Origin of the sequence: Pseudomonas sp. 9.2(2024) (assembly GCF_039695385.1) — a bacterium.
Classification (GTDB): domain Bacteria; phylum Pseudomonadota; class Gammaproteobacteria; order Pseudomonadales; family Pseudomonadaceae; genus Aquipseudomonas; species Aquipseudomonas paraglycinae.
The window spans coordinates 2,666,340-2,681,842 of record NZ_CP155585.1 but is presented as its reverse complement, the minus strand read 5'-3'; the positions used below and the strand labels follow the sequence as shown (position 1 = coordinate 2,681,842).

Annotated in this window: 15 protein-coding genes and 1 pseudogene; 8 read left to right on the top strand and 8 right to left on the bottom strand. The window is 57.4% G+C overall.

From position 1 onward, the window contains the following. The first annotated feature begins 102 nt into the window (after positions 1 to 102). Positions 103 to 534: a hypothetical protein gene (locus tag ABFB52_RS12100; RefSeq protein WP_129973884.1), complete on the top strand. Its 432-nt coding sequence runs from the start codon at positions 103 to 105 to the stop codon at positions 532 to 534. Between the two features lie 69 nt (positions 535 to 603). Here ABFB52_RS12100 and ABFB52_RS12095 read toward each other — a convergent pair whose 3' ends face one another. Beyond that, positions 604 to 1,017 carry a hypothetical protein gene (locus ABFB52_RS12095; RefSeq protein WP_064595408.1) on the bottom strand — a complete coding sequence of 138 codons (414 nt, stop codon included), beginning with the start codon at positions 1,015 to 1,017 and terminating at the stop codon, positions 604 to 606. Between the two features lie 61 nt (positions 1,018 to 1,078). Next, a complete protein-coding gene (locus ABFB52_RS12090; protein ID WP_039770908.1) occupies positions 1,079 to 1,504 on the bottom strand; it encodes a hypothetical protein in 426 nt (141 codons plus the stop codon). A 587-nt stretch (positions 1,505 to 2,091) separates the two neighbouring features. Between ABFB52_RS12090 and ABFB52_RS12085 the strand changes: the two genes are divergently transcribed. Further along, positions 2,092 to 2,379 (top strand): fructose-bisphosphate aldolase, encoded by a 288-nt coding sequence (locus ABFB52_RS12085; protein WP_102687371.1) that lies wholly within the window; start codon positions 2,092 to 2,094, stop codon positions 2,377 to 2,379. Positions 2,380 to 2,533: 154 nt separating this feature from the next. On the opposite strand, the gene ABFB52_RS12080 is transcribed toward ABFB52_RS12085, so the two are convergent. Next, positions 2,534 to 3,460 carry a hypothetical protein gene (locus ABFB52_RS12080; RefSeq protein WP_129973885.1) on the bottom strand — a complete coding sequence of 309 codons (927 nt, stop codon included), beginning with the start codon at positions 3,458 to 3,460 and terminating at the stop codon, positions 2,534 to 2,536. Positions 3,461 to 3,606: 146 nt separating this feature from the next. Between ABFB52_RS12080 and ABFB52_RS12075 the strand changes: the two are divergent. Then, a pseudogene (locus tag ABFB52_RS12075) lies at positions 3,607 to 3,717 on the top strand (fructose-bisphosphate aldolase); the annotation flags it as partial. A 55-nt stretch (positions 3,718 to 3,772) separates the two neighbouring features. Here the strand turns inward: ABFB52_RS12075 and ABFB52_RS12070 are convergent. The 5 genes from ABFB52_RS12070 to ABFB52_RS12050 form a co-directional block, all read right to left on the bottom strand. Next, on the bottom strand, positions 3,773 to 4,222 hold the full coding sequence (locus ABFB52_RS12070; RefSeq protein ID WP_041073447.1) for a hypothetical protein: 450 nt from the start codon (positions 4,220 to 4,222) through the stop codon (positions 3,773 to 3,775). Positions 4,223 to 4,865: 643 nt separating this feature from the next. Then, positions 4,866 to 5,414: a cupin domain-containing protein gene (locus ABFB52_RS12065; protein WP_011333561.1), complete on the bottom strand. Its 549-nt coding sequence runs from the start codon at positions 5,412 to 5,414 to the stop codon at positions 4,866 to 4,868. Positions 5,415 to 5,619: 205 nt separating this feature from the next. Beyond that, entirely contained in the window at positions 5,620 to 6,903 is a 1,284-nt protein-coding gene (locus tag ABFB52_RS12060) for an FAD-binding oxidoreductase (RefSeq protein ID WP_129973886.1), read from the bottom strand. Between the two features lie 52 nt (positions 6,904 to 6,955). Next, a complete protein-coding gene (locus tag ABFB52_RS12055; protein ID WP_129973887.1) occupies positions 6,956 to 8,446 on the bottom strand; it encodes an aldehyde dehydrogenase in 1,491 nt (496 codons plus the stop codon). 253 nt (positions 8,447 to 8,699) lie between these two features. After that, positions 8,700 to 10,076 (bottom strand): glutamine synthetase family protein, encoded by a 1,377-nt coding sequence (locus ABFB52_RS12050; protein WP_011333558.1) that lies wholly within the window; start codon positions 10,074 to 10,076, stop codon positions 8,700 to 8,702. Positions 10,077 to 10,358: 282 nt separating this feature from the next. On the opposite strand from ABFB52_RS12050, the gene ABFB52_RS12045 reads away from it, so the two are divergent. From ABFB52_RS12045 to ABFB52_RS12025, 5 genes are all read left to right on the top strand, one after another. Next, entirely contained in the window at positions 10,359 to 11,120 is a 762-nt protein-coding gene (locus ABFB52_RS12045) for a gamma-glutamyl-gamma-aminobutyrate hydrolase family protein (protein WP_102687367.1), read from the top strand. Positions 11,121 to 11,339: 219 nt separating this feature from the next. Beyond that, on the top strand, positions 11,340 to 12,482 hold the full coding sequence (potA, locus tag ABFB52_RS12040; RefSeq protein WP_007957110.1) for a polyamine ABC transporter ATP-binding protein: 1,143 nt from the start codon (positions 11,340 to 11,342) through the stop codon (positions 12,480 to 12,482). Further along, positions 12,479 to 13,393, top strand: a complete 915-nt coding sequence (locus ABFB52_RS12035; RefSeq protein WP_039770920.1) for an ABC transporter permease subunit — start codon at positions 12,479 to 12,481, stop codon at positions 13,391 to 13,393. Before potA ends, ABFB52_RS12035 begins: the two co-directional genes overlap by 4 nt. Then, complete coding sequence (locus ABFB52_RS12030; protein ID WP_102717775.1) at positions 13,390 to 14,274, top strand: ABC transporter permease subunit; 885 nt, start codon at positions 13,390 to 13,392, stop codon at positions 14,272 to 14,274. The genes ABFB52_RS12035 and ABFB52_RS12030 overlap by 4 nt, the downstream gene beginning before the upstream one ends. A gap of 69 nt (positions 14,275 to 14,343) precedes the next feature. Continuing rightward, the gene (locus tag ABFB52_RS12025) at positions 14,344 to 15,441 is read left to right on the top strand and encodes a polyamine ABC transporter substrate-binding protein (RefSeq protein ID WP_129973888.1); all 1,098 of its coding nucleotides are present in this window, start codon (positions 14,344 to 14,346) and stop codon (positions 15,439 to 15,441) included. The last annotated feature ends 62 nt before the right edge of the window (positions 15,442 to 15,503 follow it).

The following is a 15,503-nucleotide window of genomic DNA, read 5'->3' as shown; positions in this document are numbered from 1 at the left end:
GGCGCAAATCAAAATCCTGATGGAACCTCCCGAGCCCGCCCAATCTCGAAACCATAAGCGCCCCGCTCACGATCAAACACGGGGCCATGGGAGAGTTCCGCGATGAACATCCGACTGTTGCTCCTGATCGCCACCTTCAGCTTCATCCCCTCCTGCGTCATGGCCGAGGGCTGCGACGTCAAGACCCGCTCCTCCAGCCCCTCGGTGCCCGCCGTCGAGACGCACAGCTGCTACGAATACGAAGGCATGCCGGTCAACGCCGTCGACTGGTCATGCAGCAACGAAAGCAAGGACATGCTCAACAGCAGCAAAACCAAGGTCGAACACTGCGCCGACCACTATCAGGCCTCGTGTATCGCCACCCTCACTCAGGAATCACTGGCCAACCCGCACTCCACCAGCAAGGACAAAAACGCCAAGGCCCTGAACATTCCGGACAGCGCGCAAGTGACCACCTATTACTACGACGTGGAGCATCTGGCGCAGGCGCGGATTGATTGCGAGAACGGGGGTGGGCATTGGAAGGCGAAATAACGGCGTTCAAGCGCGCATGAAAAAGGGACACCGATGGGTGTCCCTTTTGGTTCTAGATGGCGGGTGGATTCAGCGTTTCATGGCCTCACACTGACTGCGCAGATCATGATCGCCAATTGACGAACAACTACTGCCCTTCTTCGCTTCACAAAACGCCCGCTGGTCATGATCACCAATGCTTGAACATGAACTGCCCTTCTCCGCTTCACAGGCCGCGCGCAGGTCGTGATCGCCAATGGAGGAACAACTGCTGCCCTTTTTGGCTTCGCAATAAGCGCGTTGGTCATGATCGCCAATGCTTGAGCACGAACTGCCTTTCTCAGCTTCGCAGGCCGAACGCAAATCGTGGTCGCCGATGGAAGAACAGCTGCTGCCTTCCTCCCTGGCCTGGCAATAACTGCGTTTGTCGTGATCACTGATGCTGGAGCAACTGGCGGAAACGTAACCGCTGAACAGCAACAACATCGCAAGAATCAGTTTCATCTCACACTTCCTTGGGCTTGCCGGAAAACAGCCGGCACTGGGTGACGCAATCAAAACCAGATCAGCGCTTCATGGCCTCACACCGCGTACGCAAATCATGATTGTCGATATTCCCGCAACTGCTGCCGCCCGTGGTGGCATTGCAGTAGGCACGCTGGTCGTGGTCATCGATGTTGCCGCAGGAACTGCCACCCTGCTCCGCGTTGCACCGCGCACGCAGGTCATGATCATCGATGTTGCCGCAACTGCTGCCGCTCTTTTTGGCATTGCAATAGGCGCGCTGGTCATGGTCGTCAATGTTGCCGCAGGAACTGCCGCCCTGCTCCGCGTTACACGCCGCCCGCAGGTCGTGATTATCGATGTTGCCGCAACTGCTGCCGCTCTCCCTTGCATTGCAATAGGCACGCTGATCGTGGTCATCAATGTTTCCGCAACTGGCAAAGCTGTAGCCGCTGAACATCAACAACATTGCGAGTAATAGTCTCATCACACACTTCCATGGTTGACCAGGAACCAGCCTGGCACTGCTTGAGCCGATGAATGAGCGTCGCGACACGCCATCAAATTGACATCGGTTTTGAGGAAAGTTCCGGGGCGGGGATGTGTGATGAATTTTTTGATCTGAAAACGCCGTAGGAAATCACTTCGCGTCGTGAGGGAGCTGGTTCTTATGGGGCTGCGAAGTGGGCCGAAACATGGCAAGTCATTTTTCCCTGACACGCTGCAGCCATTGATTTACGCCGATTGCGCCGCCAACCGGGAGCAAAATCGCTGGCCACACGTGGTGATTTCACGTCCTACAGTCTGATTGCGACGGTGGGAATCGGTACCTAGAGTGGGTCTGTCGCTGAAGGAATTTGGCGATAGGGTTTCGCAGCCCTTAAGATTGACACCTGTTCCGTCTGGCACGGCCGACTCCCGGCTGCGCAAATTTTACGGCGGTTGTGCGTGGGAGACTTTCGGGTCTGCCGGGTCTTGGTGTTAATCCTCCGGTCTGCGAACCCGCGCATAGCTGCCACCCATTTTGTTTCGCAGCAGAACGGTGGCAATTCTTCTCAACAAAGGATTAACACCATGACGACACAGAAACTGATGCGCCACTGCGCGAACATGTCCCACCCCGCTACCGATCGACCCGTCCTGCTCATCGACGCTGACGCCCCACTGCGGGACCTCCATGCTTGTGCCAGTGAGCGCCTTAACGCCGTTCTCAAATACCTGGATCTGATGGCCTGCATCCGCCTCCCCGACCATGCAGAACACGACATCTACACTGTGACCACCATTGCCAGGATCATGGTGCAAGACGTGAGTGATATATTTCGAGTTATAGAGCAACGAGGATTCGATGTTCCTGGCTAGAAAATTTGAAGGTGACAGGTTCACATAATTAAATCTGTCATCTTTTCTTTGTCACCTTTTCTTTCGTTTTCCTTGGTTAGAGCACTGGAAGATGGCGGGCTTACACAAGAAAATCTGTCACCTTCTTAATTCCCAAAAAAAAAGCAATTCTAGCTTAAATCTCTATAACTATTACTCCGCTACACCCTGTTGCCGCTTCCATTCTTTCCGGGTACAGAGCAGTTAAAACCAAGAGCTGAAAAAATGGTGTCATTTTATAACTCCAACTGACATTAAGGGAAGAATACTTCATCAACAGCAACTGCATACCCCTCGATGGAGTCATCGGACTCAGCCGAAGATCACGATATTTTTTATATATCACTGGAGCCAAGACAAACATTGCAACAAGTCTACAGACCAGCAAAAAACCTCTAACAAACTTCCCCCCGCTTCGACTACGCCACGAAACAACAAAAGAGTACGTTCCCTTGACTGCCTCTACTCCTATTGGCGGAATAGCATCTTGGGCCAAAAGCCAAGATTCCATGACCAACACGAATCCAGAGTGTTCTTTTATAAGTTTATTAATGGAATTTCGCGCATAAACGTATGCCATTGACACCGGCTCAATCTTGCCATTTAGATGCAGGTGATATTCTCGAGGGGTACTGATGGTCAGCGATGTGAATTTACCAAGCGGAATGTGGAAACGCTGAGCTTTTGTCGCAAAATAAAGCAAAAATCCAAGCATCATTCCAGTGAGGCACATTTTCCACCCATAGAGAAAGTACACTGTTGTACATTCTTCAAAGGGGCCGAATCTCAATGATAAAAGGTAATCCAGTGCCAATATCATCCAACCACAGATAGCCATTCCAACAGATACGCAAACAGCGAACCAAATGCATCGACGAGCGGCCAAATTCACCAGAGACACAAAAAACCCATTACTTACAAGACGATTTAGATCACGTCCCAGCGCCTTCAGAACTACTATAGCGCCTAAATAAATTACGTAAGCCACTGTCGTCAAACCACCTACAACTAGAAAGACGGATTTAACTTCCGTCAATGTTGAGTACTGCTCACAAGAAAACATCTACTGCACCACCGCAATCGATAGAAAATAATAAAAAACTATAGTGTCGCACGGGCCAGGCAGGCGGAGAAGTATTCATTCTGGAAACCGGCAACACGTTGTTTCAGCTCTTCGGCATTCTGCCACATAAATAAATCTGTCACCTTTTCATGGAACATGACATCAACACAGTCACCATCATCGCCAGAACTATAATTCAGGACGTGAGTGACGCGTTTCGAGTTATAGAGCAACGGAAACTTGGTGTTTTTGGCTAGGAAAATTGAAGGTGACGGACTTGCACAAATAAATCTGCCACTTTTAAGCTACTTTTTATTTTACATTTTTGAGAAATCCAAGTGCAGTTATAACACCGGACATCATCGCCAAAATTGTACTACCATAGATCACAAAAATGATGATCACGACTTCAGCAACCAAAAGCCGATGATTACCAGCAGTATATTTAAAGGACGCCCATGCCAACTTACCACCCTTGAGCCCACCCTCTTTCAGCATGCTCTTATGCTCTTCAATGTCAGAGCGACTGGCCAATGCCTTGTCATATAAAAGAGATCCATTGGCAGCGAATGCAAGAATCCACATAATTGCGAACAGCACTAGCACAAAGACCCCAATGCCATACCACGCACAAGACTCAGGAGGTTGCCTCATCATTTTTTCGCCAATAATCATGATGGCGGCGAATAGAAGAATCTGCGGAGTTAAATTCCTCAAAAACTCTAGATATGTAGCACGACCTTCCTTTTTAAAAAACCACATCTGCAACATCCTTATCTGTTGAGACCAAAAAGCTTGGCTCGCTACGATCTATACAATCGAATTACCGAGCGCAATGAATCATCGAAAAAACAAATTTTTTAAATATTTTGCGACTAATTTTGTTCAATCATCAAGAAACTTACGACCAACTTTATAAGCCCCCCAGCCAACCAACCCTAACACCGCAGCTCCGGCAACAGCGCATCCGACAATAGGCAAGACGGCAGCGCCAGCAGCACTTCCCGCAATCGCCGTTACCCCACCAACCATCCCAGTTCCACCCACCGCCAAGCTACCACCACCCGCTGCAGCCAACGTTGCAGTAGTTGCTGCAGCCGATCCAGCAGTCGCAAGAGCAGCCGCTGCGGCCGTTTCAGCTGCGGCTACTCCGATAGCGGTTACACCGTAGGCTGCACCGAGGCCTGCTCCTGTTGCAGCGCTAACGCCTGCGGCAACGGCTCCACCTAAATTATCGTCTTTTTTTTCTGCCATGAGCCACCTCCATTTTTTGGATCCATATGATGGCACATAAACATCACTTTAAGCATTCAAAAACGAGAGAGGGAACAGAATTTCAGTCGTAAAAAAACCGCATCTCTGCGGTTTTCAGTTTGCGGTTCATGCGAGGAAAACGGCGTTTTTCTCAAAAATTCGCCGGCGTATTCGCACTAATAATCTCAGCCTCATCCGCCCCGATATTCCGGAACTTATGCGGCAGCGTCGTCGGAAAATAATACCCATCCCCCGCACTCAACACGCTCACCTGCCCATCCACCGTCAACTCGACCGTGCCACGGGTCACCAACCCGCATTCCTCACCTTCCGCGTGAACAATCGGCTCTTCCCCCGAACTCGCGCCCGGGGCGTATTGCTCGCGCAGCAAGCGCATCTGGCGGCTTGGGACCGAGGCGCCGATCAGCAGCAGGCGCAAGCCGTGGCGGCCGAGGTCGGGTTGTTCGTTGGCGCGGAAGACGTATTGGTGTTCGCGGGGGGGCTGGTCGAAGGTGAAGAAGTCGGCCAGGGACATCGGGATGCCTTCGAGCAGCTTTTTCAGTGAGCTGACGGAAGGACTGACACGATTCTGTTCGATCAGGGAGATGGTGGCATTGGTCACGCCGCTACGCCGGGCCAGCTCGCGCTGGGAGAGTTTGTAGCTTTCGCGTACTAGTTTGAGTCGAGAACCCGTATCCATGACAGCCTTATGTGAGAACGACTTAAGGGTAATGGGGGTGGGTGGCGGGTGCCGCGCAGGTCGCGCGGATCACGTTGCTCCCGTGTCCCGGAACCGTGAAAGGCGGCTATTAAATCACGTTTGCTGGTGTTGCTCAGCAGGTTCGATGGACGGCACATGAAAAAGCCGGCGACGCCCTTTTTGGGGGCGCCGCCGGCGAGGTTAATCAGATGCCGAAACGGTCGCGCAGCGAGTAGTACACGGCGCCGAGGGCGGTCAGGGGCGCGGAGAAGGTGCGGCCGCCGAGCATCGGCATGTGTGGCAGGGAGGCGAAGGCGTCGAAGCGTTCGGCGTCGCCACGGATCATTTCCGAGATCAGTTTGCCGGCCAGGTGCGAGCAGGTGACGCCGTGGCCGCTGTAGCCCTGCATGTAGTAGGCGTTTTTCTCGATGCGGCCGAATTGCGGCATGCGTGACATGGTCAGCAGGAAGTTGCCGGTCCAGCGGTAATCGATTTTCACGTCCTTGAGCTGCGGGAAGGTCTTGAGGATCTTCGGGCGGATCAGGGTTTCGATGTCGTCCGGTTCACGGGCGCCGTAGACCACGCCGCCGCCGTAGAGCAGACGGTTGTCGGCGGTGAGGCGGTAGTAGTCGAGCAGGTAGTTGCAGTCTTCGACGCAGTAGTTGTTGGTGATCAGGCTGCGGGCCTGTTTTTCGGTCAACGGTTCGGTGACGCAGATCTGCGAGCCGCACGGCATGCTCTTGGCGGTCACGCGGTTGTCGAGGCCTTGCGGCAGGTAGGCGTTGCCGGCGATCAGCAGGTACTTGGCGCGGACCTGGCCTTTGGCAGTGCGTACGACGTTGGGCTCGCCGTATTTGATTTCGACGGCAGCGGACTGCTCGTAGATCTTGCCGCCCAGACGCACGATGGCCGCGGCTTCGCCGAGGGCCAGGTTCAGCGGGTGGATGTGACCGCCCTGCATATCCAGCAGACCGCCGACGTAGGCGTCGGAGCCGACTTCGCGGCGGATGTCCGCAGCGTCGAGCATCTTCAGGTTTTTATTGCCGTAACGTTCCCAGCTACGTTTTTGTTCGGCCAGGCCGTTCAGTTGTTTCTTGTTCATCGCTGCGAAAATGCCGCCCGGGCGGTAGTCGCATTTGATGTCGTATTCCTTGATGCGCGAACGGATGATGTCGGCGCCTTCGAAAATCATGCTGCCGAGGATTTCGGCAGTCTTGTCGCCGTAGCGCTCTTCGATCACGTCGACGTCACGGCTGTAGGAGTTGACCAGTTGGCCACCGTTGCGACCGCTGGCGCCGTAGCCGACTTTCGCCGCTTCCAGCACCGTCACCTTGTAGCCGGCTTCGCTCAGGAACAGCGCCGAGGACAGGCCGGTGTAGCCGGCGCCGATGATGCAGACATCGCACTCCACCGACTCTTCGAGGATCGGGAAATCGATCACTTCGTTGCGGGTGGCGGCGTAGTAGCTGTTCACGTGTTGTTGTTTCATTTTTTTATTCTCCGAGGGTCACCGGTTGCAGGCGACCACCGCTGTAAAAGAGTCAGAGCTTGATCCAGGTCGCTTTCAGCTCGGTGTACTTGTCGAACGCGTGCAGCGATTTGTCGCGACCGTTGCCCGACTGTTTGAAGCCACCGAACGGCGCGGTCATGTCGCCGCCGTCGTACTGGTTGACCCACACGCTGCCGGCGCGCAGGCCACGGGCGAAGGTGTGGGCCTTGCTCAGGTTGCTGGTCCAGACCCCGGCGGCCAGGCCGAAGATGCTGTCGTTGGCGATGTGCAGCGCTTCCTCGACGGTGTCGAAGGTGATCAGCGACAGCACCGGGCCGAAGATTTCTTCCTTGGCGATGGTCATGGCGTTGGTCACGCCGTCAAAAATCGTCGGCTCGATGTAGGTGCCGCCGGTTTCTTCGAGGGTGCGCTGACCGCCGGCGATCAGCTCGGCACCCTGCTCCCGGCCGATGCTGATGTAGCGCAGCACGTTGTCCAGTTGACGCTGATCGACCACGGCGCCGACGGTGGTCGCCGGATCGAGGGCGTGGCCCGGTTTCCACGCTTGCAGCGCTTCCACCAGCAGCGGGATGAATTGCTCGCGGATTGAACGCTCCACCAGCAGGCGCGAGCCGGCGGTGCAGACTTCGCCCTGGTTGAACGCAATGGCGCCGGCCGCCGCTTGTGCTGCCGCGCGCAAGTCCGGTGCGTCGGCAAACACCACGTTCGGGCTCTTGCCCCCAGCTTCGAGCCAGACGCGTTTCATGTTGCTTTGGCCGGCATAAATCATCAGTTGCTTGGCAATCGCCGTGGAGCCGGTGAAGGCCAGCACGTCGACGTCCATGTGCAGCGCCAGCGCCTTGCCGACGGTGTGACCGAAGCCTGGCAAGACGTTGAACACGCCTTTCGGAATGCCCGCGTCCAGCGCCAGTTGCGCGATGCGGATCGCGGTCAGCGGCGATTTTTCCGAAGGCTTGAGGATGAACGAGTTACCTGCCGCCAGCGCCGGGGCGAATTTCCAGCTGGCCATGATCAGCGGGAAGTTCCACGGCACGATGGCTGCGACTACGCCCGCTGGCTCGCGAGTGACCAGACCCAGTTGATCGTGTGGGGTGGCGGCGACTTCGTCGTAGATCTTGTCGATCGCCTCGGCGCTCCAGCGGATCGCGTTGGCGGTCGCCGGGATGTCGATGCTCATCGAGTCGCTGATCGGTTTGCCCATGTCGAGGGTTTCGAGCAGCGCCAGTTCTTCCTGGTGTTGCAGGATCAGATCGGCGAAGCGAATCAGGATGCGCTTGCGCTCGGTCGGGGGCTTGTTGGCCCACACGCCGGAGTTGAAGGATTGGCGCGCGGCCTCGACGGCGAGGTTGGCGTCGGCTTCATCGGTGCTGGCGACGGAGGCCAGGAAACGGCCGTCGACGGGGCTCAGGCATTCGAAGGTCTCGCCGCTGATGGCCGGGCGGTATTCGCCGTTGATGAAGGCACGGGATTCGAGGGTCAGGGACTGGAAGCGTTGTTCCCAGTCGTTGCGGGTCGTTGTCATGGTGGTGGCTCGACGCGGGGGAATTTGGGGGTGTCTGGTGTGTGTGTTCGACTTGAGATGGCTGCCCTCACCCTAGCCCTCTCCCGGGGGGAGAGGGGACCGACCGGGGGATGCTGGAGAGCTCCGCCGACCTGAAAAATCTCTACCGAATCCATAATCGACTGGATCGGTCAGGTCGCTGAATATCTCAAGACAACTCGGTCAGTCCCCTCTCCCTCCGGGAGAGGGTTAGGGTGAGGGGCTTTTGAGGACCTCACACCGTATGCAGATACCAGTTGTACTCAAGGTCAGAGATCGAGTTCTCGAACTCGGCCAGCTCGCTTTCCTTGCACGCGACAAATACGTCGATGTACATCGGATCGATGTAGCGGGCCATGACTTCGCTGTCGTCCAGCTCACGCAGGGCGTCGCGCAGGTTGTTCGGCAGGCTCTGTTCGTTCTGCTCGTAGCTGTTGCCTTCGACCGGGGCGCCCGGTTCGATTTCGTTGGTCAGGCCGTGGTGGATACCGGCCAGCACGGAAGCCATCAGCAGGTACGGGTTGGCGTCGGCACCGGCTACGCGATGCTCGATGCGCACGGCATCCGGCGAACCGGTCGGCACACGGACGGCCACGGTGCGGTTGTCGATGCCCCAGCTCGGCGAGTTCGGCACGTAGAACTGTGCGCCGAAGCGGCGGTACGAGTTGACGTTCGGGCACAGGAAAGCCATTTGCGCAGGCAGGGTCTCCAGCACACCGCCGATCGCGTGGCGTAGCGCGGCGTTCTGCTCGGGATCCTCGCTGGCGAAGATGTTGTTGCCTTCTTTGTCCAGGATCGAAATGTGCACGTGCAGACCGTTGCCCGCCTGGCCCGGATATGGCTTGGCCATGAAGGTGGTGTCCATCTCGTGGTCGTAGGCGATGTTCTTCACCAGACGCTTGAGCAGGACGGCGTAGTCGCACGCCTTGATCGGGTCGGAGACGTGGTGCAGGTTGACTTCGAACTGCGCAGGGGCGCTTTCCTTGACGATGGCGTCGGCAGGAATGCCCTGCTCTTTCGCGCCTTCGAGGATGTCTTGCAGGCAGTCGACGTACTCGTCGAGGTCGTCGATCAGATAAACCTGAGTCGACACCGGACGCTTGCCGGAGACTGGCGAGCGCGGCGATTGCGGACGGCCGTTCACGTTGTCCTGGTCGATCAGGTAGAACTCGAGTTCGAACGCGGCGCAGATGGTCAGGCCCAGTGCGTCGAACTTGCGCACCACGTTGGCCAGTACTTCACGCGGGTCGGCGAAGAACGGCTCGCCTTCCAGCTCGTGCATGGTCATCAGCAGTTGCGCCGTCGGACGCTTCTGCCAAGGCTCGATGCTCAGGGTGCCGGGGATCGGGTAGCAGATACGGTCGGCGTCGCCGATGTCCAGGCCCAGACCGGTGCTTTCCACCGTGGAGCCGTTGATGTCGAGGGCAAAGAGCGAGGCCGGCAGGTTGATGCCTTTCTCGTAAACCTTGTGAAGACTGGTGCGCTCGATGCGCTTGCCGCGCACCACACCGTTCATGTCTGCAATCAGAAGGTCGACGTACAAAACCTCAGGATGTTTCTTAAGGAATGCGTTTGCTTCGTTGAGTTGAACGGCACGCAGAGGGACCGACATGATGCACCTATTTAGCTGTTAATTATTATGTTCACTGCTGTTTCGCCGAGCCAGTCAACCCGAACGGCAAAGTGAAGTCAATAGCGAACACAGGGCCGCTCAGCGTTTATTTTTTGGGCTTTTTTTAACACTCTCGTGCCAAAGCAGGCGCCAGAGCCCCGTTCTTGATGAAGATTTGATGAACGGCGTTTAGAATTTTTTACATGGGAGTTGTTAATTAAAATCAACGAGGCTAAGCTCCGGAAAAGCTCGTTCAAGTGTCAAACTTCGAGGTGAATAAAAATGGCATTCAAGCCATTGATCGGCGTTACTGCGTGCGTCAAACAGATTGGCCTGCACCCCTATCACATCAGCGGCGACAAGTACGTTCGCGCTGTCAGCGTTGCGGCGCTGGGGTTGCCCGTCGTCATTCCTTCCCTTGGCAAACTGACTGAAATCGAAGACCTGCTGGGTCAGCTCGACGGTCTGTTGCTGACCGGCTCCCCATCCAACGTGGAACCCTTCCACTATCAGGGCCCGGACAGCGCTCCCGGCACGGATCATGATCCGGCGCGGGATGCCACTACCCTTCCTTTATTGCGTGCAGCCATCGCGGCGGGCGTTCCGGTACTCGGCATCTGCCGGGGTTTCCAGGAAATGAACGTGGCGTTCGGCGGCAGCCTGCACCAGAAGGTGCATGAGCTGCCGGGCATGCTCGATCACCGCGAAGCCGACAGCCCGGATGTCGCCGTGCAATACGCCCCGGCCCATGCCGTGACGGTGCTGCCCGGTGGCGTGTTCGAAGCGCTGGAGCTGCCAGGTGAATTCCAGGTCAACTCGATTCACAGTCAGGGCATCGACCGCCTCGCTCCCGGCCTGCGCGCCGAAGCCGTGGCACCGGATGGCCTGATCGAGGCGGTCTCGGTAGAACACAGCCCGACCTTCGCCCTCGGCGTGCAATGGCACCCGGAATGGCAGGTGCTGGACAACCCGAACTACCTGCGGATTTTCCAGGCATTCGGCGAGGCTTGCCGCCAGCGTGCGGCGCGACGCAACCAGCGCTGACGCCACCCAACGATTGCAAAACCATTTACTGCCCCCGCGGGGTCGGCGGCTGCGCTTTTGCGCATCCGTCATCCGCGATCAGCAACACACCGCGAAAACAAAAAGCACCACCCGGCAGCCAGGACGGCGGCGCCGAACAACCCGCACGGTGCGGGTCTGCAATCCACTCTTAAGCCAGGCCGCGTTGGCCCGGCGACTGAAACCTGTTGGGAGTTTCACATGGCAAACGCCTCCAGCACTTACAGGAAGGCTCTTGAAGGTCATCAGCAACCGAAAAAGGTTCTGGTGAAGGTCGATCGAGTTACCAAGAAGTTCGACGAAACCACTGCGGTGGACGATGTGTCCCTGGAGATCCATCAGGGCGAAATCTTCGCCCTGCTCGGCGGCTCCGGCTCGGGCAAATCGACCTTGCTGCGCATGCTCGCCGGTTTCGAACGGCCGACTGAAGGACGCATTCTGCTCGACGGTGTCGACATCACCGACATGCCGCCGTACGAGCGGCCGATCAACATGATGTTCCAGTCCTACGCCCTGTTCCCGCACATGACCGTGGCGCAGAACATCGCCTTCGGCCTCAAGCAGGACCGTTTGCCGGCCAGCGAAATCGATGCCCGCGTCGAAGAAATGCTGCGCCTCGTCCACATGACCCAATACGCCAAGCGCCGCCCGCATCAACTGTCCGGCGGCCAGCGTCAGCGCGTGGCCCTCGCCCGCTCCCTGGCCAAGCGTCCGAAGCTGTTGCTGCTCGACGAACCGATGGGCGCACTGGATAAAAAACTGCGTTCGCAGATGCAGCTAGAACTGGTTGAGATCATCGAGCGCGTCGGCGTGACCTGCGTGATGGTGACCCACGACCAGGAAGAGGCCATGACCATGGCTGAGCGCATCGCGATCATGCACCTGGGCTGGATCGCCCAGATCGGCAGCCCGGTCGACATCTATGAAGCGCCGGTCAGCCGCATGGTCTGCGAATTCATCGGCAACGTGAACGCCTTCGACGGCACCGTGGTCGAGGACCTTGAAGGTCACGCGATCATTCACAGCCCGGACTTGCAGCAAAAGATCTACGTCGGTCATGGCGTCAGCACTTCGGTGCAGGACAAGTCGATCACCTACGCGATCCGCCCGGAAAAAATGCTCGTCAGCACGATCAAGCCGGAGACCCGCTACAACTGGTCCGAAGGCAAGGTGCATGACATCGCCTACCTCGGCGGCCACTCGGTGTTTTACGTCGAGCTGCCGAGCGGCAAGATCGTCCAGTCGTTCATGGCCAACGCCGAACGTCGTGGCGCGCGTCCGACCTGGGACGACAAGGTCTACGTCTGGTGGGAAGACGACAGCGGCGTGGTACTGCGCTCATGAGAACCTTCAATCAGCAATTCCTGCGCCTGGTGCCCAGCGGGCGAAAGTTCGTCATCGGCATCCCGTTCATCTGGCTGTTCCTGTTCTTCATGCTGCCGTTCTTTCTGGTGATGAAGATCAGCTTCTCGGAAGCCGCGCTGTCGATCCCGCCGTACTCGGAGATCTACACCTACGCCGAACAGAAATTCCAGCTGTTCCTGAACATCGGCAACTACACCCTGCTCGGCGAAGACGAGCTGTACCTGTCGGCTTACCTCGGTTCGCTGAAGGTGGCGCTGCTCAGTACGCTGATGTGTCTGGTGATCGGTTTCCCGATGGCCTACGCGATCACCAAGACCGGCAAGGAAACGCAAAACGTCCTGCTGCTGTTGATCATGATGCCGACCTGGACTGCGATCCTGATCCGCGTCTATGCATGGATGGGCATCCTCAGCAACAACGGTTTGCTCAACGCATTTTTGATGTGGACCGGGCTCACCGATCACCCGATCGAGATCCTCAACACCAACACGGCCGTGTATATCGGCGTGGTTTACGCCTACCTGCCTTTCATGGTGCTGCCGCTCTACGCCAACCTGGTGAAGCACGACGGCAGCCTGCTGGAAGCCGCGCAGGATCTGGGTTCGAGCAACTTCAACAACTTCTGGAAAATCACTGTGCCGCTGGCCAAGAACGGCATCATCGCCGGCTGCATGCTGGTGTTCATTCCGGTGGTGGGCGAGTTCGTGATTCCGGAACTGCTGGGCGGCCCGGAGACCCTGATGATCGGTCGCGTGCTATGGCAAGAGTTCTTCAATAACCGCGACTGGCCGGTGGCGTCCGCGCTGGCGGTGGTGATGCTGTTGATCCTGATTGTGCCGATTCTGCTGTTCAACCGCAGCCAGGCCAAAGAGATGGAGGCACGGGGATGAAACGCTTCGGTTTTGCAAAGTTCATGTTGATCTTCGGCCTGACGTTCATTTATCTGCCGATGCTGATTCTGGTGATCTACTCGTTCAACGCCTCGAAACTGGTGACGGTCTGGGGCGGCTGGTCGGTGAAGTGGTACGTCGGCCTGCTCGACAACACCCAACTGATGGGCTCGGTGGTGCGCTCGCTGGAAATCGCTTGCTACACCGCGATTGCCGCCGTAGCGCTGGGCACCCTCGCCGCCTTCGTGCTGACTCGTATCACCCGCTTCAAGGGTCGCACGCTGTTCGGTGGTCTGGTCACCGCGCCGCTGGTGATGCCTGAGGTGATTACCGGTCTGTCGCTGTTGCTGCTGTTCGTGGCGATGGCGCAACTGATCGGCTGGCCGCAGGAGCGTGGCATCGTCACCATCTGGATCGCCCACACCACGTTTTGTGCCGCTTATGTGGCGGTGGTAGTCTCCGCCCGCTTGCGCGAGCTGGACCTGTCGATCGAAGAAGCGGCGATGGATCTGGGCGCGAAACCGTTCAAGGTGTTTTTCCTGATCACCATCCCGATGATCGCGCCGTCGCTGGCGGCGGGCGGCATGATGTCGTTCGCGCTGTCGCTGGACGATCTGGTGCTGGCGAGCTTCGTGTCGGGCCCGGGTTCGACGACCCTGCCGATGGAAGTGTTCTCGGCCGTGCGTCTGGGTGTGAAGCCCGAGATCAACGCCGTGGCCAGCCTGATTCTGCTGGCGGTGTCGCTGGTGACCTTCCTGGTCTGGTACTTCGGCCGCAAGGCAGAAGCCAACCGCAAGCGTGCGATTCAGGAAGCGATGGATCAGACCGCCAACGAATCGTGGCAGCAACCGCAACCTCAACGAGTGGCAGCGACGGCCTAGGGCCGTCGCGTTTTACGGCTTTGCGCTTTGGCTTAAAAGCTTTTGAATAAAAAGAATGGAGTTTCACCGATGAAAATGTTTGGCAGGACTCTGCTGACACTGTCCTTATTGGGCGCAATCGCCACGGGCGCCCAGGCCAACGACAAGGTGCTGCGCGTTTACAACTGGTCGGATTACATCGCTCCGGACAACGTCAAGAAGTTCGAGGACGAGACCGGCATCCGCGTGACCTACGATGTGTTCGACAGCAATGAAACCCTCGAGGCACGTCTGCTCGCGGGTAAATCCGGCTACGACATCGTGGTGCCGTCCAACAGTTTCCTGGCCAAGCAGATCAAGGCCGGGGTCTATCAGACTCTGGACAAATCGAAGCTGCCAAACTGGAAAAACCTCAACCCGGTGCTGCTGAAAAACGCCTCCGCCAGTGATCCGGAAAACGCCCACGCGTTCCCGTACATGTGGGGCTCGATCGGCATCGGCTTCAACCCGGACAAGGTCAAGGAAGTGCTCGGCAAGAATGCGCCGACCAACTCCTGGGACCTGCTGTTCAAACCGGAAAACGCCGAGAAGCTGAAGGCCTGTGGCATCAGCTTCCTCGATTCGCCGACCGAAATGCTCCCGGCCGCCCTGCACTACCTGGGCTATCCGGTGAACGACAAGGACGTGAAGCACATCGCCGAAGCCGAAGCGCTGTTCATGAAGATCCGGCCGTCGGTGGCGTACTTCCATTCGTCCAAGTACATCTCCGATCTGGCCAACGGCAACATCTGCGTAGCGGTCGGCTATTCGGGTGACGTGTTGCAGGCCAAGGCTCGCGCGGTCGAATCGGGCAACAAGGTCGAGATCGACTACAGCATTCCCAAGGAAGGCGCCGGCAGTTTCTATGACATGGTCGCCATCCCGCGCGATGCCGCCAACGTCGAGAACGCCTACCTGTTCATGAACTTCCTGATGCGCCCGGACATCATCGCCGAAGTCACCAACAGCATCGGCTACAGCAACGCCAACGAAGCCGCGACGCCGCTGGTGGACGAAGCGATCCGCAACGACCCGGGCTCATACCCGCCGCAAGCGGTGATGGCCACGCTGTATGCGGTGCCGGATCAGCCGATTGCCACGCAACGGATCATGACCCGGGGCTGGACACGCGTGAAACTCGGCAAATAAACCCGGAATGCTCGCGGTGATCGTTCCCACGCTCCGCGTGGGAATGCCTCAATGGACGCTCT